This window comes from Gluconobacter sphaericus NBRC 12467, from assembly GCF_006539125.1.
Classification (GTDB): domain Bacteria; phylum Pseudomonadota; class Alphaproteobacteria; order Acetobacterales; family Acetobacteraceae; genus Gluconobacter; species Gluconobacter sphaericus.
Genome location: NZ_BJMK01000005.1, coordinates 60,358 through 82,846, shown reverse-complemented (window position 1 = coordinate 82,846; position 22,489 = coordinate 60,358). Strand labels below are relative to the sequence as shown.

The window sequence follows — 22,489 nt, the reverse complement described above, 5'->3', positions numbered from 1 at the left end:
TGCGTAATAATATATCCTGAAAATTCACCTTTCTGAAACCTGCTTTTAGCGCAGATCAGGGCAGCAATACGGCGGCATCGTCGAATGTAATGATATGGGCGGCGGCGTCGAAGTTGTAGAGCCCGATTTTTTGCCGTTACCAGCCTTGTTCATGTAGCGTCAGTCGATCATTCCGGCGAAGAGCAGAGGTACCAGCCCCTTGTTTTTGGTGATGATCTGCTGGAGCAGATGCATGACGTGCTTGGAATAGAGTTCGCTGGCTTGTTCGGTGAGCGTGGACAGGACGTCGACGGGGCCGATGATGGTCGTGGGGCCGACCTGCACGCTCTGTCTGGCCTACGTGCCTTCATAGTTGTCGCCACCTTCGGCGCCGCGATCGATGATGACGGGCGCCGAGTTTCATGTCCTCCACTGTTTTCAGCGTCAACGGCAGGACGATGAGGAACGATGTCGGTAGCGGCGACGAGGGTGCTGGGGGCTGGCGAGAAAGCCACGTCCTTGTAGGTACTGTCGGGACAGGATGATGCGACGCCTCGACGTGTCTTTATGGCGAAGGCGATCCCTGGCGAGGCCAGTGTCTCAGCGACTTGAAGAATGAGGACGACGTGGCGCTTTCCACCTTCCCCGCGTTCTTTCAGCACTGAAGTTTTAACAGTTATTGGCTGCGACCCTGTGTTTGTACGTCGGGTGCGGCTTGTTGCCCAAGGGTAGGTTAAGAGAAAGAGAAGCCATGTCCCGTTCAGCGTCACCATGACGCTTCTTCGGGGTGGAAACCATTGATGGGATATTAAAAGGAAAAAATTATATCTAAATGGGAATTATTCGAATTGACTTATCGGTCACTTGTCTGTGCTCCGTCATGAAGGGGCACATGGTGGATTTCGGGAAAAAGTTTCCTTTAAACAGAAGGGCTGGCGCTGTATGCGCTCGTGGACCTTCTTACCAACCCGCATGAAAGGCTCTTCCTGCCCATGGCAATTGATGCTGCTTTTCTCGACGAACTGCGGAACCGGACGCCGCTGCCGTCGCTGATCGGGCGGCGCAACAAGCTGGTGAGGTCCGGTCGGAACTGGAAAACCTGCTGTCCGTTCCATGGCGAAAAAACGCCATCTTTCTACATTTACGACGATCATTTTCATTGCTTCGGTTGCGGCGTACACGGCGATGCCATCAGTTACGTGATGCAGAGCGAGGGGCGCAGTTTCCCTGAAGCCGTTGAACAGCTTGCGTCTGAGGCGGGACTCGAGGTTCCGAAAGCCGACCCGCGGTCGGAAGCTCGTGCCCGGGAAGCACAGTCGCTGGGTGACGTTCTCAACCTCGTGCAGGAGAGCTATCGCCGCCGGTTGTATCGTCCGGAAGGACGCGAAGGGCTGGCCTATCTGCGGGGACGCGGGCTGACGGAAGAAACGATCGAGCGGTTCGGTCTGGGCTGGTCCGGCGACGGGCGGCAGCTGCTGGACGAATTGCGCCCGCATGGCGTGACGGTCGAGATGCTGATCCGCGCTGGGGTCATACGCGTGGATGAGCAGGGGGCTCCGAAAGGGGAGCTGTTCTTCAATCGTGTGACGTTTCCGATCCGGGACCGGCGGGGGCGCATGATGTCCTTTGGCGCCCGGACGCTCGGGGATGGGCAGCCCAAATATCTCAATGGCCCGGAGACGGCCCTGTTCTCCAAGCGGCGGACGTTGTTCAATCTCGACCTGGCGCGAGAGGCGGTGCATCGCGGGGCGGATCTTGTGGTGGTCGAAGGGTACATGGACGTCATCGCCATGGATCAGGCGGGATTTGGTGGGGCTGTGGCGCCTCTGGGTACGGCGATGGGTGAGGAGCAGCTTGAACTGCTGTGGCGCATGTCGCCGTCGCCGATCCTGTGTCTTGATGGTGATGCGGCGGGCGCGCGGGCGGCATTGCGGGTCTGTGAAGTTTCGCTGCCGCTTCTGTCGCCCGAGCGGACGATCCGGTTCTGTCGGCTGGATGCGAAGGATGATCCGGACAGTTTGATCCGAAGCCGCGGGCCGCGGGCTATGCAGGAGGCACTGTCCGGCGCGACGTCGATGGCGGAGGAGTTGTTCGGGCTGCTGACAGCGGGGCTGGTGGACCCGGGGCCGGACCAGAGGGCGGCCTTGCGCGAAAAGCTGGTGGCGCTGTCGCGGCTTATTCCGGACAAGGCTCTGGCGTCGGAATATCGCAGTACGTTGCTGGACATGTTCTTTGCGCGTTTCCGGCGGAAAAAAAACTTTCAGCGCAAGGGGGGCGAGAGCCTGCGGCTGTCCACGCAGGCGCCCGGAGCGATGCGTGATGTGGAGTCGGGAAATCTGGAGAGGCTGAACATCATGACGGCGATGCTGCTTCACCATCCCGATATCCTTCCGGAGGTGGAACAGGCGTATAGCGGTTTGCATCTACCGTCTGAACTGGATCATCTGCGTTCGGCGCTGCTGGACTGGTCCTGTCAGGAAGAGGAGCGGGATGCCTTGACGGAAGAGGGCTGCATGTCCTGGCTGGAAGAGCATGGGCTGGCAGATCTGGCGGGAAGGGTGAAAGGCGGTCCGTTGCCGCGCGGTGTGGGCGACGGGAAGGTCAAAGATGAGATCCTGAAAGTGGATGTCATTGAAAGCTGGTGGCATTTTTATGCCCTGGTCAATTTCCAGACCTTCGAGCGGACCCTGGAGGAGGACGTGACCCGGGCCGTGATTGAAGGGGATATGGAGTCTTTCGTGGATGAAAACGGGCAGAGCGGTCTTCGCTTTCCCAATGCACTCATGACCCGTCTGCGGGTTCGCGATGCCCTGAAAAGCGGAGAGAGGGTTGGCGAATAAGGGGCCCCGGAGATTGCTCCGTCATATGGGAAGGAATGATTCCGGAATGAATTTTATTCCCGAAAGGTTGTATTCTTTGGGGTGCCAATCTTGACTTCGGGCGCAGGATCGACCACCTGCACGCTGCCGGATTGCTAACTCGCGGCGGAGTTGACGGAGAGACGAATGGCGACGAAAACAGCCTCTGGAACGGATCGGAACGCGCAGGAGCAGGAGGGGGATACCACTCTCCTCGATACGCAGTCCGCTGCCGTCAAGCGGCTGATCGCCAAAGGGCGTGAACGCGGGCATATCACTTTTGACGAACTGAACGCTGTCCTTCCGCAGGACCAGATGTCTTCCGAGCAGATCGAGGACGTTATGGCGGCGCTGTCCGAAATGGGCATTCAGGTCCTCGAAAACGAAGAGCAGGATGACGCCGAAGCTCCTGCGGAAAAGGAAGCCGAAGGCGAGTCCGAGGAGGCCGAAGGTCCGCAGGGCGGTAACGTCGATGCCGAGGCTGCCAGCCGCACGGATGATCCGGTCCGCATGTATTTGCGCGAGATGGGGTCGGTCGAGCTGTTGTCGCGCGAGGGCGAGATTGCGATTGCCAAGCGGATCGAAGCTGGTCGCGACGAGATGATCGGCGGCCTGTGCGAGAGCCCGCTGACGATTCGCGCCATCATCTCCTGGCATGAGCGCCTCAAGGACGGCGAGATGCTCCTGCGTGACATCGTGGATCTTGAGGCCAGCCAGGGCGGTGGTCCGGACCCTGAGGCGGTCGAGGGCGAGGAAGATGACGAGGCGTCCGAAGAGGACGATACGGCTGAGGACGAGAACGAAGAAGGTGAAGGCGACCAGCAGGAAGGTAGCGGCCTGTCCCTGTCCGCTCTGGAAGAGAAGCTGAAGCCGGAAATCCTGGCGCGTTTCGAAGCCATCGAGCCGCTGTATCACAAGCTTCGCAAGCTTCAGATCAAGCGCATCGAGGCCCTGACGGGTGGTGAGGATCATTCGGACAAGTCTGAACAGACCTACGAGAAGCTGCGCGATGAACTGGTTAGCATCGTCGAGCAGGTGCATCTGCACAACAACCGGATTGAAGAGCTGGTCGCGCAGATCAAGATGCAGGTTCAGAAGCTGAACAATGTCGAAGGCCGGATGATGCGTCTGGCCGAGAGCTGCAAGATCTCGCGTGATGACTTCCTCATCAAGTATCGCAGCCGCGAACTTGATCCGACCTGGCTGGACAGCATTTCTGCGCTGCCGGGCAAGGGCTGGAAGAACTTGACGACCAAGCACATGGACCAGTTGCGCAATCTGCGTGGCGAGATTGCGGCTCTGTCGCACGAGACGGGCCTTCCGGTTGGTGAGTTCCGCCGCGTTTATGCAACCGTTTCCCGTGGCGAGCGTGATTCCACGCGTGCCAAGAAGGAAATGATTGAGGCGAATCTGCGTCTGGTGATTTCGATCGCCAAGAAATACACGAACCGTGGACTGCAGTTTCTGGATCTGATCCAGGAAGGCAACATCGGCCTGATGAAGGCCGTGGACAAGTTTGAGTACCGTCGCGGTTATAAGTTCTCGACCTATGCGACTTGGTGGATCCGTCAGGCGATTACGCGTTCCATCGCGGATCAGGCCAAGACGATCCGTATTCCGGTCCATATGATCGAGACGATCAACAAGCTCGTCCGGACGTCGCGCCAGATGCTGCATGAGATCGGGCGTGAACCGGCTCCGGAAGAGCTGGCCGAGAAGCTCGGCATGCCGCTGGAGAAGGTCCGTAAGGTCCTGAAGATCGCCAAGGAGCCGATCTCTCTCGAAACGCCGATTGGTGACGAGGAGGACAGCCATCTCGGTGATTTCATCGAGGACAAGACGGCCGTCATTCCGCTGGATGCTGCGATTCAGACGAACCTGCGTGAAGCCACGACGCGCGTTCTGGCGTCCTTGACGCCGCGTGAAGAGCGCGTGCTGCGGATGCGCTTTGGTATTGGTATGAATACGGACCACACCCTTGAGGAAGTGGGCCAGCAGTTCAACGTGACCCGTGAGCGTATCCGTCAGATCGAGGCGAAGGCGCTGCGCAAGCTCAAGCACCCGAGCCGCTCGCGCAAGCTGCGCTCCTTCCTCGACGACAACTGAACGCCGGGCGCGGGACCGGAGCGATGCTGCCGGACTGGCTTAAGCCGAAAGGGACATCCACCCGTCTTGCGGTGGATGTCATCTTTCTGGAAACACGCTCGCCCCGTCCGTCGCCTGTTTTGCCGGCAGGATATTCTCTGTCCCGTGTAACCGGGGATGAGGCCGTGCCGCTTTATCGCGTTCTGTATGCGGGGGTGGGGCAGGATTACTGCTGGTGGATGCGGCGGTCGATGCCAGATGCTGAACTGGCAGAAATTCTTTATGATCCTGCCGTTCAGTTCATGGTCCTGCGTGATGGCTCCGGTGAGCCGCTCGGGTTTTACGAACTGGATCTGAGGCAGGGCGGGGATGCCAATCTGGCCTATTTCGGCCTTTTGTCGCAGGGGATGGGGCGCGGTCTGGGGCGTGCGCTTCTGGATCATGCCGTGGCCCGGGCCTTTGGGGCCGGAAGTTGGCGTCTGCGGGTTAATACCTGCACGCTCGATCATCCTCACGCGCTGCCGAATTACCGGCGGGCAGGATTTGAACTCCGGTATATCGTGCCGGAAAGCTGGGACGTTCCCGACGAATATGTGCCGCAAAAGCTGAAGCGACTCTGAGGCAGGACTTGCCTTGAGACGCATGGTGTGATTAATGCCGCCTTTCCCTGCCGGGCGATGTGGCATCGCGCCGGCTATACCCGCGCCCTGAAACATGGGCCCTGTTTCCGGCATGGGCCGGAGCCAGTCTCGGGTTGACCTCATCCGAAGGGAGTATTCATGCCATTGTATGAAAGCGTGCTTATCGCACGTAATGATGTGTCGCAGGCTCAGGTGGAAACCCTGGTCGAGACCATCGAAACCCTGCTCACGGACAACGGCGGTTCCATCCAGAAGCGTGAGTTCTGGGGCCTGCGTTCGCTCGCATACCGCATCAAGAAGAACCGCAAGGGCCATTACGTCCTGCTGGGTCTTGACTGCACCCCTGACACGCTGCGCGAGCTGGAGCGTCAGCTGGGCCTGAACGAAGACGTGCTGCGCGTTCTGACGCTGCGCGTTGACGAGATCGACGAGAACCCGTCTCCGGTTCTGGCTCGCAAGAGCGACGACCGTGGTGACCGCGGCAACTTCCGTGGCGGCTCCAAGCCGGCCGGTCGTTTCGAGAGCGGCCGTGGCGGTCCCCGTCGCAGCAGCGAAGACCGTGAGGAATATCGTGCACGTGGCGAGCAGGACGATGCTCGTGAGACGGCCGGAGCGGAGTAAGAAACATGTCCGAGACCATCACTCCCGACGTCAACGAAGTGAACCCGGCTGCTCGTCGCACGGCAGTTGGCGCACGTCGTCCGTTCTACCGTCGTCGCAAGTCCTGCCCGTTCTCCGGCCCCAACGCGCCGAAGATCGACTACAAGGACGTGCGTCTGCTGAGCCGCTTCCTTTCGGAGCGTGGCAAGATCGTGCCGAGCCGCATCACGGCCGTTTCGGCCAAGAAGCAGCGTGAGCTGGCACAGGCGATCAAGCGTGCCCGTTTCCTCGCCCTGCTCCCCTACGTCGTAAGCTGAGGAGCGCACCATGTCCCAGACCGCACTGATCCTGCTGCAGCGGGTCGAGCATCTCGGCCAGATGGGCGACCTGGTGCACGTGAAGCCGGGTTATGCCCGTAACTTCCTGCTGCCCCAGGCCAAGGCCATGCGCGCCACGGTTGCCAACAAGAAGCGTTTCGAGACCGAGCGCGCCCAGCTTGAGGCCCAGAACCTCAAGAAGCGTGAAGAGGCCGAGCGTCTTGCTGAGCGCATGCATGAACTGTCCGTCGTTATCATCCGTCAGGCTGGTGACAGCGGAAGCCTGTACGGCTCCGTAAGCACCCGCGATATCGCGGCGGCCGCTACGGAAGCCGGTCTGACGATTTCGCGTCAGCAGGTTGTCCTGGCACACCCGATCAAGCATCTTGGCCTGACGGAAGCACGTATCGTGCTGCATCCGGAAGTGTCCATCCCGCTGACGGTCAACGTTGCCCGTTCCGGTGAAGAAGCGGAGCGTCAGGCTCGTGGCGAAGCCATTGGCGAGCAGGACGAGGATGAGAATATCCTTGGCGAACTGCAGGCTGAGAATGCCGCCGAAGAGGCTGCTGCTGAAGCTGCCGAGGCATCGGAAGAAGCCTGAGGCTTTTACCGAGGACCTTGTCCTGAAAAACCCGGCCGGGATTCTTCCCGGCCGGGTTTTTTTGTCTCTGTTCTTCCGGAGGAGTACAACTTCAGACCTGTTCGGGTTTTTTCCCAGTATTGGAAACAGGAGATCGGAATGAGACGGATTCTTGGTTTTGTCTTGAGGAAGTTCATCCAGACAGGAAGCCTGAGGGTCACGTTCAGTGACGGGACTGTCCGTACCTATCGTGGCCGCAAGCCGGGACTTGAAGCCGGACTTCATCTACTCACCAAACAGGCGGAGCGGGCCCTGATCATCAATTCCGGTCTGGCGTTCGGCGAGGAATACATGGCGGGCAGTATCGTGCCTGACGGCTGTACGCTTGAGACGCTGCTGACGGTCCTGATGGAAAACATCAACGGGCACGGGCATGTCTTCGAAGAAATTGAAGACCGTCTGCGCTATGTGACGCGGGCGTGGAAGACGCTCAATTCTCTCAAGAAATCCCGCAGTAATGTCGCTCACCACTATGATCTGAACGGGGCACTGTACGATCTGTTCCTGGACAAGGACCGGCAGTATTCCTGCGCCTATTTTGCGCGCGAGGATATGACGCTGGAAGAAGCGCAGGTCGCCAAGAAGCGGCATATTGCGTCCAAGCTTAATCTGGATCGTCCGGGGCTCGCGGTGCTTGATATCGGCTGTGGATGGGGTGGCATGGCTCTGACGCTGGCGAAGGATTATGGCGCGAAGGTTCTGGGTATCACGCTGTCACGCGAGCAGCTCGAGGTGGCGCGGAAGCGGGCGAAGGACGAGGGGCTTGAGGATCAGGTGCGCTTCGAACTGATCGACTACCGCAACCTGCATCAGCAGTTCGACCGGATCGTCTCGGTGGGAATGTTTGAGCATGTTGGGCCGCCACAGTTTGAGGCATTTTTCAAACAGCTGAAAGCCTGCCTCAAGCCGGATGGCGTGGCGCTGATCCATTCCATCGGGCGTATGGACGGGCCGGGGACGACCAATCCCTGGATCCAGAAATATATTTTCCCGGGTGGATATTCGCCTGCGCTGAGCGAGACGCTGGCGGCGATTGAGCGGTCGGGGCTGTGGATGACGGACTGCGAAGTGCTGCGCCTGCATTACGCACGCACGCTGGCGGAATGGCGCAAGCGTTTTGACGCCAACCGCGATAAGATCCAGTCACTTTATGACGAGCGATTTGTCCGGATGTTCGAGTTCTATCTCGTAGGGGCCGAGCTGGCGTTCCGCGTGCAGGGGCACATGAACTTCCAGCTTCAGTTGACCAGGTCGATCGACGCTGTGCCGTTCACGCGGGACTACATGTTCGAGCGTGAACGGGAAAGCGCGAAGTCGTAAGAGCCTTCAGCGGCTGGCGAGATTCAGTTCCGCCAGTCGCGCGAATTCGGCGACCGAAAGCGTTTCGGCCCGGCGGGTTGGTTCGATTTCGGCCTGTTCCAGCAGGCGTTCGCCGCCGATGGATTTCAGTGAAGAGCGCAGCATTTTGCGACGTTGGCCGAAGGCTGCTGCCGTGACCTGCTCCATGGCGCGGAACAACTGCGGAGAAGGCTGTTCGGCATGGGGTATGATGACGGCGACTGCGGAATGGACCTTGGGCGGTGGTGAGAACGCGGCCGGAGGGATGCGCAGGGCAACCGAGCACGAGGCGCACCATTGAGAGAGTACTGCGAGGCGTCCGTAAGCCGAGCTTCCCGGAGCTGCGCAAATACGTTCCGCGACTTCGAGCTGGAACATCAGCGAGAGTCGTTCCCACTGCGAGGCCTGACGCAACCAGCCCACGAGCAGGGGGGTGGCAACGTTATAGGGCAGGTTCGCAATGATCTGGCGTGGAGCAGGGGCCAGAGCCGCAGCGTCCAGCTTCAGGGCGTCCTGACGGACGACGTGCAGGCGGTCCGGGTAGTAGGTGGCCAGTTCGTCCAGCAGGGGCCAGGCGCGTTCGTCGATTTCTACGACATCGACACGGCTGGCAGGGGTGTCCAGCAGGGCGCGGGTCAGGCCGCCGGGACCGGGGCCGATTTCGACGACGCTGCGTCCTGTCAGATCGCCGCCAAGAGCTGCGATCCGGGCGCAGATGCCCGGATCGAGCAGGAAGTGCTGGCCGAGGGATTTCTTTGCATCAAGGCCATGGGCCTGGATGGTGTCACGCAGTGAAGGAAGGGACACGTCAGTTGAAGGCCGTCTTGGCAGCGGGACGCATCTCGATGATCGCACGGCGCTGAAGGTCGCGCTGAAGCTGGCGGGAGGCCTGCTCGACACGCTCATTCATAAGCTGATCAGCGATTTCGCTCGGGCTCTGCTGGGCCAGGTTTTTCTGTTGCCGGTTGCAGATCATGAGCAGGGCAATACCGTCCATCGAGACCAGGGGACGGCTGACCTTGTTGGGGGGGAGTGCGTCGAGAACTGCTTTCATCTGGGGCATCAGGCGCTCGAGGATCTGCGAACCCGGATTGCTGGGACGTTTTTCGCCAAGAGATTTGTTAAGCGCTTCCATGGCGTCACAGCTATGAACCGTCTGCACGGCTGCTGTGGCTTTCTGCAAGGCAGCACGCTGCTGTTCGGTCGGGTTCTGCGGGTTCAGGGGCGTATCGAACGGGAAGAAAGCCTGCCGCAGGTCGAGCTGGGTGCCCATCTGTTTTCCAACCACGCGCTTTGATTGAACGGTCGCGATCACGAACCCGCCTGCAACCTGGATCGGGTTGGAAATGGCACCGATCGGCATCTGGCGGACGATGTTGACGACCTGCGGATCAAGATTGTCCTCCTGCATCCAGCCCATGGAGCCGCCATCGAGAGCCGACTGGGCCTGCGAGAACTGGGCGGCTACGATCGGGAATGGCGCGCCTTCACGGAGCTGGGAAATGATCGTCTTGGTGAAGGCGAGTTCGTTTTCGTCATGACGTGGGTCGGCCACGGGCACGAAGATTTCGCTCATGAAATATTGGGGGCGACCCTGCTCGGCCTGAAGGGCCTGCTCGCGCTGGCTGATCTGGGTGGCTGTGATCCGGCCTTCTTCTCCCAGCTTCTCACGCAGGACCTGCATCCAGCCGATCTGCACCCGAATCTGGTCGATCAGCGTCGTCAGTGACACGCCATCCGAGGCCAGACGGCTCCGCAGGGCATTCTTGGGCATGCCGTTGCGCTGTTCGATGTTCGAGATGGCGCCTGCGATCTGATCCGGCTCCACGTTGATGTGGAGCTTCAGAATTTCCTGCGTTTTCAGGCGCTCGTCGATCAACTGGTGGATGATCTGGCCGCGCATGCGCTTCATGATTTCCGGGCTTATGGGCAGGCCGGTCGAAAGCACGAAGAGCTTTGCACGGTTGTCCACGTCACGCTGCGTGAGGACCTGTCCGTTGATGACAGCCAGGATCTGATCCTCGGGCGGCTTGGCTGGAGGAGCGTCCTGCTTGGTCGCCGCAGTTTTCGAAGCCGCTTTCGGGTCTGCCTTGTGATGCGGGGCTGCCGTGGCGGGGAGGGCTGCCGAGAAGGCGAGAAGGGCAGCCAGGGCCGTAGAGGCGATGCAGTGGGTCTTGGACATGCTCAACCGTTGATTCCGAAGGTGCCGATCGTCTTGAACGTGAAGTTGAATAGGATCGTCTCGTTACGTTGTTCGCCGCCGATACGGGTGTATTGCTTGATATACATGATATCCAGCCCGAAACAGTCATTGGAATAGCCGATCGTGCCACCGTTTGCGACGAACTGTTTCCTGGACAGGCTGCGACGGAAGAAACCGGACGCATGGTAATTGCGCCAGTGGGTTGAAAATCCGCCTGTCACTTCGCTGGTCTTGACCAGATATGGCGCGTTCGGACCGGATTCGCGGAAGTTCGTTGCATAGTAATAATACGGTGTCACGGGCGCGAAGACGTAGCCACCGGTCAGGCGGAACATGGGAACGCCGGTGCTGATGAGGCCTTCGCCGTAATCGAACTGGTGGGTCCACGGGTTGAAGCGGCCTCGGGCCGTGACATCCACATACTGGTTCGGGCTGACGCGCAAGCGACCCACCGGGTCCGACAGGTGATGGTCGAGGCCGGAATAGGGCAGGCGGTTGTGGTCGATATGTTCCTGGAAGCTTTCGCCGACAAGCATGTCGATGGCGTGGCCGTTCCAGGACCAGTTCTGATGGATGCCCACATTTGCGCGGAGGCCACCGTCGAGACGATCCGTACCGAGATAACGGTTGAGGGAAAACAGCGTGGTGTCGGTGAATTCGTAGGCCAGGCTGTCTTCGTTGGGGATGTTGCGGTTTTGCGAGTTACCGGTGTTGGGAGCAGCAATGATCTGGGCGATTGGTTCCAGGAGCTGCGAGCCATGTCCTTTGGCGAAGCCACGCAGGAACGGCCAGCTCATTTTCAGGGCGATGGTCGGCTGGACCTGCCCGACGAGATGGTTGCCGCCGGCATTCGTATAGTAGGTCGGCTGCTGGTAGGCTCGGGTAGCGTGATAGACCATGGAATCAAGTCGGGCCGTCAGCAGGAACTGCTGGCCGAGCTTGTTGTGGAACGGACGGTCCCACTGGATGGCCGCTTCGCCGCGCTGATCGTTGATGCCGTTCTTGCGGTACAGGTTGAAGTCCGTTGTCTGGACGCTGAGACGGCCGCCGAACATGTCGGGCTGTCCCTGGAAGGCATAGGTCAACCGCGGAAGTGCCCAGGGCAGGTCCGAGTTGCGGATGGTGCCCTGGTTCAGGCCCTGATAGGCCTGTCCGTCGAGACGCATATAGGAGCCAATGCCGTATCCTTCGAGGAACAGGTTGGAATTCAGTATTTCCTGACCGTAACCGGGGACGCGGTAGTCGCGCATGTAGTTGGCGGAACTGGCGACGTTGATGTTGGCGCCAAGTTGCCAGTTGCGATCCAGGGCGAAATTGGCGCGACCGAACACATAGCCCTGCACGCCATATTCGCTGGATGAGCCGACATTGTCTCCGAAGGTATTGGTATACCTGCTTTCGTTATTGGTGTCGTAGGCCACGCCGCCTGTGACATCGACGGAGCCGAAGTTCATGCGGTTGCGGTATTGCGCCGTCAGTTCAGGGCCGGTCTTGGTGGAGACGAGGCCGCGGACGGTCAGGTCCTGCTGCTCGTCAATGGCCCAGAAATAGGGGAGCGTGAAATAGGTGCCGAGATAGCGGTCATGCGGGCTGATGCCCGGCATCAGGAAGCCGCTCTGCCGTTTGACGGACGGATCGGTCATGGAGAAGAACGGGAAATAGAATACGGGAAGGCCAAGAATTTTCAGCCAGGCATGATCGAATTCGAGGCGTTTGTGCTGGACGTCCTGTGTCGCATCGAAGGCCTGAAACTGCCAGAAGGGGGGGAGGTCGGGGTTCTTCTCGCAGATCTTGCATGCCGTATAGACGGCATGCGTCAGATCGTTAAGCATTCCGTTCGTGCGGCGCATGCCGTTGCCGGCGAGCTTGGCATTGTCTTGCATGCGGATGTAGATGCCGCTGCCGATGCCATCATGCATGCCATGGCTGAATTCGACATAATCGGCATAGGTCGTGCTGCCATCGGGTTCGACGACGGCGACATGGCCTTTGGCTGACAGGATGCCGGTGCTGCGGTCATAGGTCACGCGGTCGGCGCGCATGGCGTGATCGCCCTGCCAGACGCGGACATTGCCTTCCCATGTGATCAGGCCGTTTTTGGCATAGCTTTCGCTATCCGCAAGATAGGTCAGGGGATCGGTCTGCGATGTTGGTTTGCCGATGACGATGATATGAGAGTTGTCGCGCTGCATCGTGTTGGCAGACACCTTTTGCGGTGCCACGAGCGCGGTTCCAGCCATCAGCGTGGCACTGACGAGCGAAGCGCGTCTGCGGGCGCGCATTGGAAGCCACAGGGGCACCGTCATCAACCATCCTCCATGTGCAGCAAAAGGGCCACCGCGAGGCAGAGCCCCGCACCTGTCGGCGCCCATGCAGCAAGAACCGGCGGCAGGGCGCCGGATTCACCAAACTGTTCGGCCACTTTCGAGATGGTGAACAGCGCAAAGCCTGCGGCGATTCCCGATCCCAGCATCCGGGCTACGCCGCCGCGCCGTGTGGGGCGCATCGAGAAGCCTGCAGATACCAATGCCATGGTCCCGGCCAGAATGGGAAGGGCCAGTAGCGACTGGAAGTGAAGTCTGTGCCGGATCGAGGGGAATCCCGAGCGCTCCAGAAGGTTGATAAAGCCCGGAAGTGCGAAGACGGAGAGGGTATCCGGCGATGCGAAACTTTCCTGAACGCGTCCGACCGACAGATCGGATGGCAGGGTCATGTCCCCGATCTGCTGCGGTAGATGATCGGGGTGGAGCACTGAGGTTCCGTGCAGGATCCATTGGTGATCGCCCAGCGCACCCTCGGGGGCTTCGACGCGGACTATCAGGCGGTCCCGGTCGTCAAGGCGGAAGATCGAGACGCCTGAAACTTTCAGTTCGCCGTGGATGAGATGGACATCCTGAGCATGCAGGATTGCTACACCGTGAGGCACCAGCCCGTCATCAGACTGTCTAAGCCACAACGCGCCGCCATTGAGCGTCAGGGGGCCGCCGCCGGTACGCAGATAGGTCTGGTCGAGCATTTCTGCGCTTCGGAACATGGTTGAAGACAGAGCCGAAATGCCGGTTGTCGTCAGCAGGCCAGTTAGCAGGGCGCAGGCCAGCGGGCTTGCGAGGAACTGCCAGGCAGAAATGCCGGCAGCACGCGCCACGATGAGCTCGGAGGAGCGTGTCAGTCGGGAGAAGCATACAATCCCGCCCAGCAGGATGCCGAAGGGCAGGACGTAGATGATGTAGTACGGAACGTGCAGGGCTGCGATCTTGACGATGAGGCTGGTCGGGACGTTGGGTCGTGTTGCCGCGCGACGTAGCAGGTCGATGAAGTCGAACAGGGAGACCAGTCCGGTCAGGGCCAGCACCATGGACAGGGTGCTGAGCATGAACTGCCGCGCGATGTAGATCGCCAGAGTCGTGGAAAACCCGGCATGTTCGTCGCGGGTGCTGAGTGCCTGGAACAGGGATGTCAGCCAAGGGCTTCGGCGAGTAGACGGAATGGCTTTCATCGGGCGGACCCTGCGGAAGGCACGGAGGCCGGGGCGGTCTGGCGCGCAGTGCCTGTCCATTGTTCGAGAAACAGCATGGCGGCGCAGACGAAGGCTGGGAGAATGGCCTCAAGCCAGATGAGGGGCACCAGCGCGAGGTGCCGTCCGGCCAGGTTCTGGAGCATGAGTGAGACGGCCAGCAGCCCGACGACCGTGAGGATGGCGATCAGGGGGCGTGTGATGTTGCCGTGACGGGAGAAGGCGCCCCTGAGAACGGTGACCAGACCGATCATCGCAAAGGACAATGCCGTCAGTGGCGAGGTTAGCCGACGCCATCCTACGACGATGTTCTTGCCACGGTCGCGCTCTGAGACTTCGTGGGGGTCAGGATGGAACAACTCGCGCAGGGACATTTCGTCCGGATCCCGGTCTTCATGGTTGTGCTGGCGCGATGAGGTGAGATCGATTGTGTTGCGTCCGAAGGTCAGGACATTCAATCGTCCTGTATGGCGGTCGATTTCCTCGCGTGAGCCGTCATACAGGACGACGCGCGGCTGGTCGTTGACTACGACCATAGTGCCGCGTTCCGCGAGGATCGTGGTGTGGGAAACGGGGTCGCGGTCGTCTTCGACCAGCACACCATGCAGCTGACCGTCGCTGGTGCGGCCGCGCACATACACCGTCATGTCGTTGGACAGGCTGGTGAAGACGCCGTCCTGAAGCAGGAAGGCCGCCATACGGTTGCGGATCTGGAATTCGTAGCGATGGAACGCATGATACGAGACGGGCGCGAGCCACAGGGTCAGGACGTAGCACAGGATCACAGAGAAGAACGCGCAGAGCAGTCCGGGCCTTGCCAGTTCCAGCGGGGAGCGGCCGGCTGCGCGCATGACCGTGAGTTCCCGGTCACCGACCATCCGCTGATAGATGAAAAGTACTACAAGGAAGGTCGTGATCGGCAGGATAACGGCGATGAAGGATGGTAGCATCAGCGAGGTGAGCTGGATGAAAACCCGCAGTGAAAGGCCGTGCTGGACCACCATTGAGACGAAGTGCAGGGACTGGGTCAGCCAGATCAGTGCCGTTGCCCCTCCCGTCAGCGCCAGCAGGGCGATGAGAAGCTGGCGGAGAATGTAGCGGTCGAGCAGAGGCAGGATCTGCCGCCCGGAGGTTCCGGAGGATGAGGCCATGGTCCTTCATCTATCCCTAGCGCGTGGCGGGAGGAAGGCGAAAAAACGAAACAGTTTCTATCGCAGATAGGAGGCCCGGTCGATGGGCGCCCTTGTAACGGACAGGCTGTGATAGAATTGTGTTCCGGCAATACCGACCAGAAGACCCGCAGCGGCAGCGAAGATGATGGCGATGTAGCGCCAGGGGCGTTGCATACGCAGGGTTGCCAGTTCCAGTTGGATCAGCCCCAGATCCGTTTGGCAGCGTCCCAGGCGCGCCTGTGCCGTGCGGGTGTCGGACTCGCTTTGGCCAAGGCGGCGTTCCAGCCTGGATATCTGCTCCCGGAGACGTTTTTCGCGCTCGGTTTCGTTGTTGCCGGATATTGTTCCGATGCGGGTGGTGAACAGGTTTTTCAGCGCGCCGCCCGTAACGCCGTCGCGTCGGGCCATCTGACGGACCCGTTCCAGAGCGGTCGCCGCATGCCCCGGCTGTTCATCCAGCACCAGCGCCAGAATGTCCGACAGAATCTTGATTTCCTTAGGGTCCGGGGCGCGGGTCATGCTCAGGTTAGGGTTGCGTTATGGGTGCGCGGTTCGGCGGCGCGGCGAAGACGGTCCCGAATGGCGAGGCCAAGCCCGTGACGGGGGATCGGCTGGGCGGCGATGGCTTTCAGTCCACGACGGGTGCCTTCCGCATCCAGAAAGCGCAGTCCGGCGAAGAGGCGGGCTGCGGCTTCTTCAAGATTGCCGCTTTCGCTCAGGTTCCATGTCAGTCCGGCGCCGGGAAGAGGCGTGCCGAAGGCAAGCTGGGCTTCGTCGGGCGCGATTGAGGCCGCGTCCAGTCTGACGGGCAGGTTCGGAGCGTAATGCGATGCCAGCCGGCCGGGCGAGGCCGGGGCGATTTCGGAAAAATCGTCCGGATGGCGGATGGGGCCGCACAGTTCGGTGAGGTCTTCAAGCGTTACACCGCCGGGACGTAGGAGAACAGGTACCTCACGGGTCAGGTCCAGCACGGTGCTTTCCACGCCGATGGAGCAAGGCCCGGAATCCAGAACCGCGTCGATCCGTCCGTCCAGCGAGCGCAGGACGTGGAACGCATCGGACGGGCTGACCGTGCCCGAGACATTCGCTGATGGTGCAGCAACAGGGGCGCCGACTTCGCGGAGCAGGGCCAGAGCCGTTTTGCCGCGTGGAACACGCAGCGCCAGCGTGGACAGGCCTGCAGCAGCAAGATCGGACACGGTTGAATTCGGTGAGCGGGGAAGCACCATGGTCAGCGGGCCGGGCCAGAAACGTTTGGCCAGTGCGTGCGCGATTTCTTCCATCCTGCCGCTCAGCGAGGCCTGCGCGAAGGCGCTTTCAGCATCGGGGAGATGGCTGATGAGCGGGTTGAAACGCGGGCGCCCCTTGGCGGCGAAAATTCTTGCGACAGCGGTGTCGGACGAGGCGATGGCCCCAAGGCCGTAGACGGTCTCGGTTCCGAATGCGACCAGTTTGCCAGCTTTCAGAAGTTCGGCGGCGCGGCGGATGCCTTCAGGTGTGGCGGTCAGGCGTTCGGTGTGGCGTGTGTCGCTCAAAATGCACCTCCCGTGCAGTAGAAGGAGCCGTTCAGCCGATCGGGTTTGCCGTAGCGCAGGGGCGCGCCGGTCTCGTCGAGCAGGGCACCGCCTGCGGCTTCAAGAATGGCCTGGGGGGCGGCCGTATCCCATTCCATCGTGGGACCAAAACGGGGATAAAAATCCGCAGCCCCTTCGGCGACCCGCATGAACTTTACCGATGACGACAGCTTGTCGATCGAGGCGACCTTGCGTCCCGCGAGCCAGCGTTCCAGTAGTTCAGAATTGCCGTGATGGCTGGAGGCCAACACGCGCAGGCCTTCTTCAGAGGGCGTAGCGGTGTGGATTGGAGTACTATTGGTGCCGTCTGAACGGTGCGCGCCGAGGCCCTGACCGCCGCTGTAGATCAGGCCGTAACCGGGAAGGGCGACCACGCCCAGAATCGGCCTGTCATGACGGATCAGGCCGATATTGACGGTGAAGTCCTTTCCCCCCGATGCAAAGCCGCGCGTTCCGTCCAACGGGTCGACCAGCCAGTAGGAGTCTTCCGCGCTCACCCGGATGCCGGCCGACATTTCTTCTTCACCAATGGCGGGAATGGACGGGCAGGCCGCGCGCAGGCCGGACAGGATATGCTGCTCGGAGGCATGGTCCGCTTCCGTAACCGGGGAGGCATCGTCCTTGATGTCTGTCCGGAAGCCGCGTTCGCGGATGGCGTTGATGATGTCCGAGGCTTCGGATGCAAGCCGGAATGCCAGGGCCAAAAGGGCACGGTCATCGTCCGCACGGACGATGATGGGGGAGGCAGAAGTCATTTGCCCAGACTACTCCAAGATGGCTTTTGCGTCATGTGCTGATACACCCGTTATTGCAGGCAGGTCGGGACAGGCTCCTGATCTCCGTTCCATTTTGCAAACGGGATTTTTGTTGCCGCACTCAGGGCGATATCCGCGTGGCATGTCGTCACGGGGGGCCGGAGCGTGGTGCGGAGCGCGAAATAGAACAGCGTGCTGCCCGGTTCTCCGTCTCCTGCCGTCAACTGATAGACGCGGATATGTGCCGGGCTCAGCTGGGGGGCTGGATTGGTGCCGTTGTCGCGGGTGCTTATGAACAGCAGGAAGGCCGGTTTTCCGTCCATGCGAGCAGACGCGAAATGGATGGTCTGGAGCGCGTCTTCGCCGGTGTGTGGAATGTCCTGCAACATGTCGAGAAGTTGGCCATTATGGTCTGCGTCCTCCGTATCCACGAGGGCCGTGCGGTACGGTTCCTCAGCTTCGGGGATGCTGACGGCATACAGGGTATAGCCCCATGCGTTGCCGTTTTCCCGCCAGAACGGGGTGACTGTCATAGGGGGAAACCCTGTGGGGTGAACTGTGACGGGTCTGTTGCCGATCAGGATCGGTTGGATGTTCGTAATTTTTGAGGTCGGTTTGGTACTGGCAGGGCTGGCATGTCCCTGTGGGGGTACGAAAGTGAGGCCGGAGCAGAGCATCAGCGTCAGGATAGAACGGCGCATCACGTGGTCTTTCTTCATGTCGGGTGAGGGGAGGACTTGTATGGGCGGCTGGTGTTCCCGATAACGGAGGCAACGACTTCATGTTCCAGACGACAGGACCATCATGCTTTCAGTGATTTTCGATTCCCTTCCAGCTTTTTCTGTGGATGCGCCCAGAGCTGTTGTCCTGCTGTGCGCTGCGGCATCTGGCGAGACGTTTGCCGCACTGGACAAGGCTTCAGCCGGGGCGGTTTCGCGCGCTGCTGCGTTGAAAGGTTTCAAGGGTGAGGCCGGGCAGAGCGTGGTGCTCCCTGCTCCAGCCGAGGGGCTGGCGCAGGTCGTACTTGCGGGCGTGAAACCCAATGGTGGTGCGGCGATTGATGCCGTGTCTATCGAAAATGCGGCCGGTCGGGCCGTTCGTTTGCTGGATGGTGTTGAGAGCGCGGTGCTGGCCCTTTCTGAAGGGCTGGAGCAGTTTGCTCCGGACGCGGCTTTGGGAGCGCGTCTGGCATCCTATGATTTCGACCTGTATCGCACGAAAAAATCCGACAGCCGGCCGGTTCTGAAAACGCTGCATGTTGCGGTTTCCGACGTCGCGGCAGCGCAGGCGCGGTGGGTGGCTCTGGATGCGGTCTCGCAGGGTGTGATCCTGACGCGGAACCTCGTGAGCGAGCCGCCGAATGTGCTTTATCCCCAGACCTTTACGCAGCGTATTGAGGAACTGCGGGAACTTGGCCTCACGGTTGAGGTTCTCGACGAGAAGGCCATGACGGAGCTGGGTTTTGGCGCGCTTCTGGGCGTAGCACAGGGTAGCGTTCACAAGCCCCGGACGGTGATTGTCCGTCACGATGGCGGTGGCAGCGAGGCGCCTCTGGCGTTCATCGGTAAGGGTGTCACATTCGATAGCGGTGGCATTTCCATCAAGCCTGCGGCTGGCATGGACGAGATGAAGACCGACATGGGCGGGGCCGCGACTGTGATTGGCCTCATGAGTGCGCTGGCCCGTCGTAAGGCACCGGTTAATGCGATCGGTGTGGTCGGGCTGGTTGAGAACATGGTGTCCGGCGGGGCGCAGCGTCCGGGTGATATCGTGCGGGCTTATGATGGGCAGACGATCGAAGTCCTCAATACCGATGCGGAAGGGCGTCTCGTTCTGGCGGATGTGCTGTCTTACACGCGCAAGCGGTTCAGCCCGAAGCTGATGGTCAATCTCGCCACGCTCACAGGCGCGATCGTGGTCAGCTTGGGCTATGAAAATGCCGGTCTGTTCAGCAATAGCGATGCGCTGGCGAAGGGGCTGGCCGAGGCTGGGGCTCAGGTGGGCGAAGGCCTGTGGCGGATGCCGATGGGCGAGGCCTATAACCGCGAAATCGATTCCGATATTGCCGACATGAAGAATATCGGTGGGCGTCCGGGCAGTGCGATCCTTGCCGCGGAATTCCTCAAGCGCTTCGTGGGTGACACGGACTGGGCGCACTTGGATATCGCGGGGACGGCTTGGAAGACCAAGGCGTCCGCTATCGCGCCGAAGGGTGCGACGGGCTTTGGTGTGCGTCTGCTGGACCGGTTCGTGAAGGTGCATGAAGCCAGCGCCTGAGGAGCAGGATCACGCTGTGGATGTCGGGTTCTATCATCTGACTCGTACGCCGCTTGAAGAAGCGCTTCCGGCTCTTTTGGGTCGGACGCTGGATGCGGGGGAGCGTGCGGTTGTGCGTTGTCCCGATGCGGCTGCGGTCATGGCGCTGGATGCGGCGTTGTGGGCATGCCGGGACCCGGTCTGGTTGCCACATGGCACTGCAAAGAGCAGTCATGCGGCTCGGCAGCCGATCTGGTTGACCGAGGGTGAGGATGTGCCGAACGAGGCTCGGTTCCTGTTCCGTGTGGATGGTGCGGGGAGCGATGAGTTTGCGTCTTTTACGCGGGTTTTTGATCTGTTCGATGGCGGAAATCCACAATCCGTTCAGCGGGCAAGACAACGCTGGGTGGCGATGAAATCTTCCGGTCACAATCTCGTGTATTGGAAACAGGAAGAGCGGGGTTGGAAAAAGGCGGGGTAAGGTTTCAAATTGTATCCGTTTCCCTTGATGGAAGACGCTCCGTAACCGGGGTGCTGTTCATTCCACTGGAGAGGATACCTGACTGTGACAGAGCCCGCGAATTCTTCCCCTGCGCCTTTGAAGACTGATCTTCGTCGCGTCGATATTAATCCCGACTTCTGGTATCCTCTGGCTTGGTCAAAGGATCTCAAGCGCGGCAAGACGATCGGACGACGGTTCGGGCGCTTTCCTGTTGCATTGGTGCGGCCCGAAGAAGGACGTGTCTTCGCGCTCGAGGACCGCTGTGCGCACCGGCAGGTTCCGCTCAGTTTGGGGAAGGTTAGCGGTGAGGTGGTCCAGTGCTGCTATCACGGCTGGGCTTATGGCCGGTCCGGGCGGTGCATTGATGTGCCGTATCTGGGTAAAGGCAAATTGCCGAATGGCGTGAAGACGTATCCCTGTCGTGAGGCCGGTGGGATGATCTTCATTTTTCCGGGCGATGCAAAAAAGGCGGAGAGCGTGCCGTTGCCGTCTCTGGCTCAGGTGGACAATCCGGCCTTCAAAACACGGCGCTTCAGCCCTGTCGTGAAGTGCCATTACACGTTCATGCATGAGAACCTGATGGACATGAACCATCAGTTCCTGCACCGCCGTCAGATGGGGCAGATCAGGGCACGTTTTCTGGGGCAGGATGCCGGTGAGGGCTTCATCGAGGCACGCTACAGCTTTGCGCGCAGTGGAAATCAGCAGCCACTGGCGGAACGTCTGATTTTTGGTAAGCATCATGATGATCCGAACCGGGAGCAGCCGGTCGAGGAAATCGTCAGTATCCGCACGGCCTATCCGTATCAGAGCCTGAAAATCCATGACAAGGATGGCGACCTGATCATGGAATTGTTCAGCGTTTATGTGCCGAATACGGCGGATGGCATGAGTACGCAGTGTTTCGGCCTACTGTCGGTGCTGCGGCCTAAAACGCCGTTCCTGATCGACATAATCTGGCCTGCGCTGGGTATCTTCACGCACCGGATCTTTGAAGAAGACCGCGAAATCATGGAACTGGAGCAGAACGCCTGGTGCGAACTCGGCGGTGATCATAACGTCGAGGTCTTCCCGATCGTGCGGAAACTGCGGGGTCTTCTGGCGCAAAATGGTGTAGCGCCGAAGACGGATATGGGGGCGCAGACTGAAGTTTCGAGGGAACAGCCGGCTGATCCTATCGTTGTCTGAAGACACAGACAGGAAATAATCATGAAAACAGTCACGCTCAGGAACGGTGTCACAGTTCCCGCGCTTGGAATGGGGACCTGGAATGTCGGCGACAGTGCGGCCCGGCATACGCATGAGGTTGAGAGCCTGCGCAAGGGGCTTGAGGCTGGTTTGCGGGTTATTGATACGGCCGAGATGTACGGCAATGGTCGTTCAGAAAAGCTTGTGGGCGAGGCCATCTCGGATGTGCGCGATGACGTTTACCTCGTCAGTAAGGTGGTGCCGTCCAATGCGTCGTATGATGGTGTGCGCAAGGCCTGCCGGCGTTCACTGAAGCATCTCGATACGGACTGGCTGGATCTGTACTTGTTGCACTGGCGCGGGGGCACGCCGCTTGAGGAGACGATCCGCGCGTTCGAAGACCTGAAGGATGACGGGTTGATCCGGGGCTGGGGTGTTTCGAACTTTGATGTCGATGACATGGAGGAAGTTGAGAGCCTGTCGGGAAACTGTCTGGTCAATCAGGTGTTGTATAATCTTGAGCATCGCGGGACAGAGTTCGATCTTCTGGATCATGATTTGAGTACCGATACGGTCACGATGGCATATTCGCCGCTCGGGCAGGGCGGAGCGCTGCTGGAGCATCCGGCACTGAAGGATGTGGCGTCGCGCCATGAGACGTCCCTGGGGCCTGCTGATCCGGCGCAGATTGCGCTGGCCTGGGTGCTGCGCCGGCCGAATGTGATGGCCATTCCGAAGGCCGGATCGCCGAAGCATGTTGCCGGAAATCTGGCCAGTCTGGAGATCAGTCTGACGGATGCGGATCTCAAAACGCTGGACAGTGCTTTCCCTCCGCCGAAACGCAAGGTATCTCTCGCCATGATCTGA

At 60.2% G+C, this 22,489-nt stretch carries 21 protein-coding genes; 11 read left to right on the top strand and 10 right to left on the bottom strand.

From position 1 onward, the window contains the following. Positions 1–159: 159 nt before the first annotated feature. A complete protein-coding gene (locus GSP01_RS15090; protein ID WP_202257452.1) occupies positions 160–324 on the bottom strand; it encodes a hypothetical protein in 165 nt (54 codons plus the stop codon). Positions 325–971: 647 nt separating this feature from the next. Here GSP01_RS15090 and dnaG point away from each other — a divergent pair. From dnaG to GSP01_RS05295, 7 genes are all read left to right on the top strand, one after another. Continuing rightward, a complete protein-coding gene (gene dnaG / locus GSP01_RS05325) occupies positions 972–2,819 on the top strand; it encodes a DNA primase (protein ID WP_141351487.1) in 1,848 nt (615 codons plus the stop codon). Between the two features lie 165 nt (positions 2,820–2,984). Beyond that, positions 2,985–4,943 carry an RNA polymerase sigma factor RpoD gene (rpoD, locus tag GSP01_RS05320; RefSeq protein WP_141351485.1) on the top strand — a complete coding sequence of 653 codons (1,959 nt, stop codon included), beginning with the start codon at positions 2,985–2,987 and terminating at the stop codon, positions 4,941–4,943. Positions 4,944–4,966: 23 nt separating this feature from the next. Continuing rightward, entirely contained in the window at positions 4,967–5,542 is a 576-nt protein-coding gene (locus GSP01_RS05315; protein WP_174787550.1) for a GNAT family N-acetyltransferase, read from the top strand. Positions 5,543–5,701: 159 nt separating this feature from the next. Beyond that, complete coding sequence (gene rpsF / locus GSP01_RS05310; protein WP_141351483.1) at positions 5,702–6,184, top strand: 30S ribosomal protein S6; 483 nt, start codon at positions 5,702–5,704, stop codon at positions 6,182–6,184. Between the two features lie 5 nt (positions 6,185–6,189). Beyond that, the gene (gene rpsR, locus GSP01_RS05305; protein WP_141351481.1) at positions 6,190–6,480 is read left to right on the top strand and encodes a 30S ribosomal protein S18; all 291 of its coding nucleotides are present in this window, start codon (positions 6,190–6,192) and stop codon (positions 6,478–6,480) included. Positions 6,481–6,490: 10 nt separating this feature from the next. Next, the gene (gene rplI, locus GSP01_RS05300) at positions 6,491–7,081 is read left to right on the top strand and encodes a 50S ribosomal protein L9 (protein ID WP_141351479.1); all 591 of its coding nucleotides are present in this window, start codon (positions 6,491–6,493) and stop codon (positions 7,079–7,081) included. 138 nt (positions 7,082–7,219) lie between these two features. Then, entirely contained in the window at positions 7,220–8,440 is a 1,221-nt protein-coding gene (locus tag GSP01_RS05295; RefSeq protein ID WP_141351477.1) for an SAM-dependent methyltransferase, read from the top strand. 6 nt (positions 8,441–8,446) lie between these two features. On the opposite strand, the gene rsmA is transcribed toward GSP01_RS05295, so the two are convergent. From rsmA to GSP01_RS05250, 9 genes are read right to left on the bottom strand one after another with little or no spacing between them, the layout of a single operon-like run. Then, positions 8,447–9,265: a 16S rRNA (adenine(1518)-N(6)/adenine(1519)-N(6))-dimethyltransferase RsmA gene (rsmA, locus tag GSP01_RS05290; protein ID WP_062501895.1), complete on the bottom strand. Its 819-nt coding sequence runs from the start codon at positions 9,263–9,265 to the stop codon at positions 8,447–8,449. A gap of 1 nt (position 9,266) precedes the next feature. Then, on the bottom strand, positions 9,267–10,640 hold the full coding sequence (locus GSP01_RS05285) for a peptidylprolyl isomerase (protein WP_141351475.1): 1,374 nt from the start codon (positions 10,638–10,640) through the stop codon (positions 9,267–9,269). A gap of 2 nt (positions 10,641–10,642) precedes the next feature. Next, a complete protein-coding gene (locus tag GSP01_RS05280; RefSeq protein WP_141351473.1) occupies positions 10,643–12,967 on the bottom strand; it encodes an LPS-assembly protein LptD in 2,325 nt (774 codons plus the stop codon). Beyond that, positions 12,967–14,157, bottom strand: coding sequence for an LPS export ABC transporter permease LptG (gene lptG, locus GSP01_RS05275; RefSeq protein WP_141351471.1), 1,191 nt, complete (start codon positions 14,155–14,157; stop codon positions 12,967–12,969). The genes GSP01_RS05280 and lptG overlap by 1 nt, the downstream gene beginning before the upstream one ends. Then, on the bottom strand, positions 14,154–15,326 hold the full coding sequence (gene lptF / locus GSP01_RS05270; RefSeq protein WP_141351469.1) for an LPS export ABC transporter permease LptF: 1,173 nt from the start codon (positions 15,324–15,326) through the stop codon (positions 14,154–14,156). Before lptF ends, lptG begins: the two co-directional genes overlap by 4 nt. A gap of 57 nt (positions 15,327–15,383) precedes the next feature. Then, entirely contained in the window at positions 15,384–15,866 is a 483-nt protein-coding gene (locus tag GSP01_RS05265; RefSeq protein WP_141351467.1) for a hypothetical protein, read from the bottom strand. Between the two features lie 2 nt (positions 15,867–15,868). After that, a complete protein-coding gene (locus GSP01_RS05260) occupies positions 15,869–16,882 on the bottom strand; it encodes an L-threonylcarbamoyladenylate synthase (RefSeq protein WP_141351465.1) in 1,014 nt (337 codons plus the stop codon). After that, positions 16,879–17,676 (bottom strand): 3'(2'),5'-bisphosphate nucleotidase CysQ family protein, encoded by a 798-nt coding sequence (locus tag GSP01_RS05255; RefSeq protein WP_141351463.1) that lies wholly within the window; start codon positions 17,674–17,676, stop codon positions 16,879–16,881. Before GSP01_RS05255 ends, GSP01_RS05260 begins: the two co-directional genes overlap by 4 nt. Before the next feature lie 50 nt (positions 17,677–17,726). After that, the gene (locus tag GSP01_RS05250; RefSeq protein WP_141351461.1) at positions 17,727–18,380 is read right to left on the bottom strand and encodes a hypothetical protein; all 654 of its coding nucleotides are present in this window, start codon (positions 18,378–18,380) and stop codon (positions 17,727–17,729) included. A gap of 100 nt (positions 18,381–18,480) precedes the next feature. Between GSP01_RS05250 and GSP01_RS05245 the strand changes: the two genes are divergently transcribed. The 4 genes from GSP01_RS05245 to GSP01_RS05230 all read left to right on the top strand — a co-directional run bounded on the left by GSP01_RS05245 (position 18,481) and on the right by GSP01_RS05230 (position 22,489). Next, positions 18,481–19,953 (top strand): leucyl aminopeptidase, encoded by a 1,473-nt coding sequence (locus GSP01_RS05245; protein WP_141351459.1) that lies wholly within the window; start codon positions 18,481–18,483, stop codon positions 19,951–19,953. Further along, entirely contained in the window at positions 19,937–20,413 is a 477-nt protein-coding gene (locus tag GSP01_RS05240; protein WP_167495477.1) for a DNA polymerase III subunit chi, read from the top strand. The genes GSP01_RS05245 and GSP01_RS05240 overlap by 17 nt, the downstream gene beginning before the upstream one ends. 84 nt (positions 20,414–20,497) lie before the next feature. Continuing rightward, positions 20,498–21,622 (top strand): aromatic ring-hydroxylating oxygenase subunit alpha, encoded by a 1,125-nt coding sequence (locus GSP01_RS05235; RefSeq protein ID WP_141351457.1) that lies wholly within the window; start codon positions 20,498–20,500, stop codon positions 21,620–21,622. A gap of 21 nt (positions 21,623–21,643) precedes the next feature. Next, positions 21,644–22,489, top strand: coding sequence for an aldo/keto reductase (locus tag GSP01_RS05230; protein WP_141351455.1), 846 nt, complete (start codon positions 21,644–21,646; stop codon positions 22,487–22,489).

Bases quoted from the DNA above. Each gene is read 5' to 3' on its own strand.
- rpsR (WP_141351481.1), top strand. From the start codon at position 6,190: ATGTCCGAGACCATCACTCCCGACGTCAACGAAGTGAACCCGGCTGCT.
- rpsF (WP_141351483.1), top strand. From the start codon at position 5,702: ATGCCATTGTATGAAAGCGTGCTTATCGCACGTAATGATGTGTCGCAG.
- dnaG (WP_141351487.1), top strand. From the start codon at position 972: ATGGCAATTGATGCTGCTTTTCTCGACGAACTGCGGAACCGGACGCCG.
- GSP01_RS05315 (WP_174787550.1), top strand. From the start codon at position 4,967: ATGCTGCCGGACTGGCTTAAGCCGAAAGGGACATCCACCCGTCTTGCG.
- rplI (WP_141351479.1), top strand. From the start codon at position 6,491: ATGTCCCAGACCGCACTGATCCTGCTGCAGCGGGTCGAGCATCTCGGC.
- GSP01_RS05295 (WP_141351477.1), top strand. From the start codon at position 7,220: ATGAGACGGATTCTTGGTTTTGTCTTGAGGAAGTTCATCCAGACAGGA.
- GSP01_RS05255 (WP_141351463.1), bottom strand. From the start codon at position 17,676: ATGACTTCTGCCTCCCCCATCATCGTCCGTGCGGACGATGACCGTGCC.
- GSP01_RS05245 (WP_141351459.1), top strand. From the start codon at position 18,481: ATGCTTTCAGTGATTTTCGATTCCCTTCCAGCTTTTTCTGTGGATGCG.
- GSP01_RS05280 (WP_141351473.1), bottom strand. From the start codon at position 12,967: ATGACGGTGCCCCTGTGGCTTCCAATGCGCGCCCGCAGACGCGCTTCG.
- lptF (WP_141351469.1), bottom strand. From the start codon at position 15,326: ATGGCCTCATCCTCCGGAACCTCCGGGCGGCAGATCCTGCCTCTGCTC.
- GSP01_RS05265 (WP_141351467.1), bottom strand. From the start codon at position 15,866: ATGACCCGCGCCCCGGACCCTAAGGAAATCAAGATTCTGTCGGACATT.
- rpoD (WP_141351485.1), top strand. From the start codon at position 2,985: ATGGCGACGAAAACAGCCTCTGGAACGGATCGGAACGCGCAGGAGCAG.
- GSP01_RS05230 (WP_141351455.1), top strand. From the start codon at position 21,644: ATGAAAACAGTCACGCTCAGGAACGGTGTCACAGTTCCCGCGCTTGGA.
- GSP01_RS05285 (WP_141351475.1), bottom strand. From the start codon at position 10,640: ATGTCCAAGACCCACTGCATCGCCTCTACGGCCCTGGCTGCCCTTCTC.
- GSP01_RS05240 (WP_167495477.1), top strand. From the start codon at position 19,937: ATGAAGCCAGCGCCTGAGGAGCAGGATCACGCTGTGGATGTCGGGTTC.
- lptG (WP_141351471.1), bottom strand. From the start codon at position 14,157: ATGAAAGCCATTCCGTCTACTCGCCGAAGCCCTTGGCTGACATCCCTG.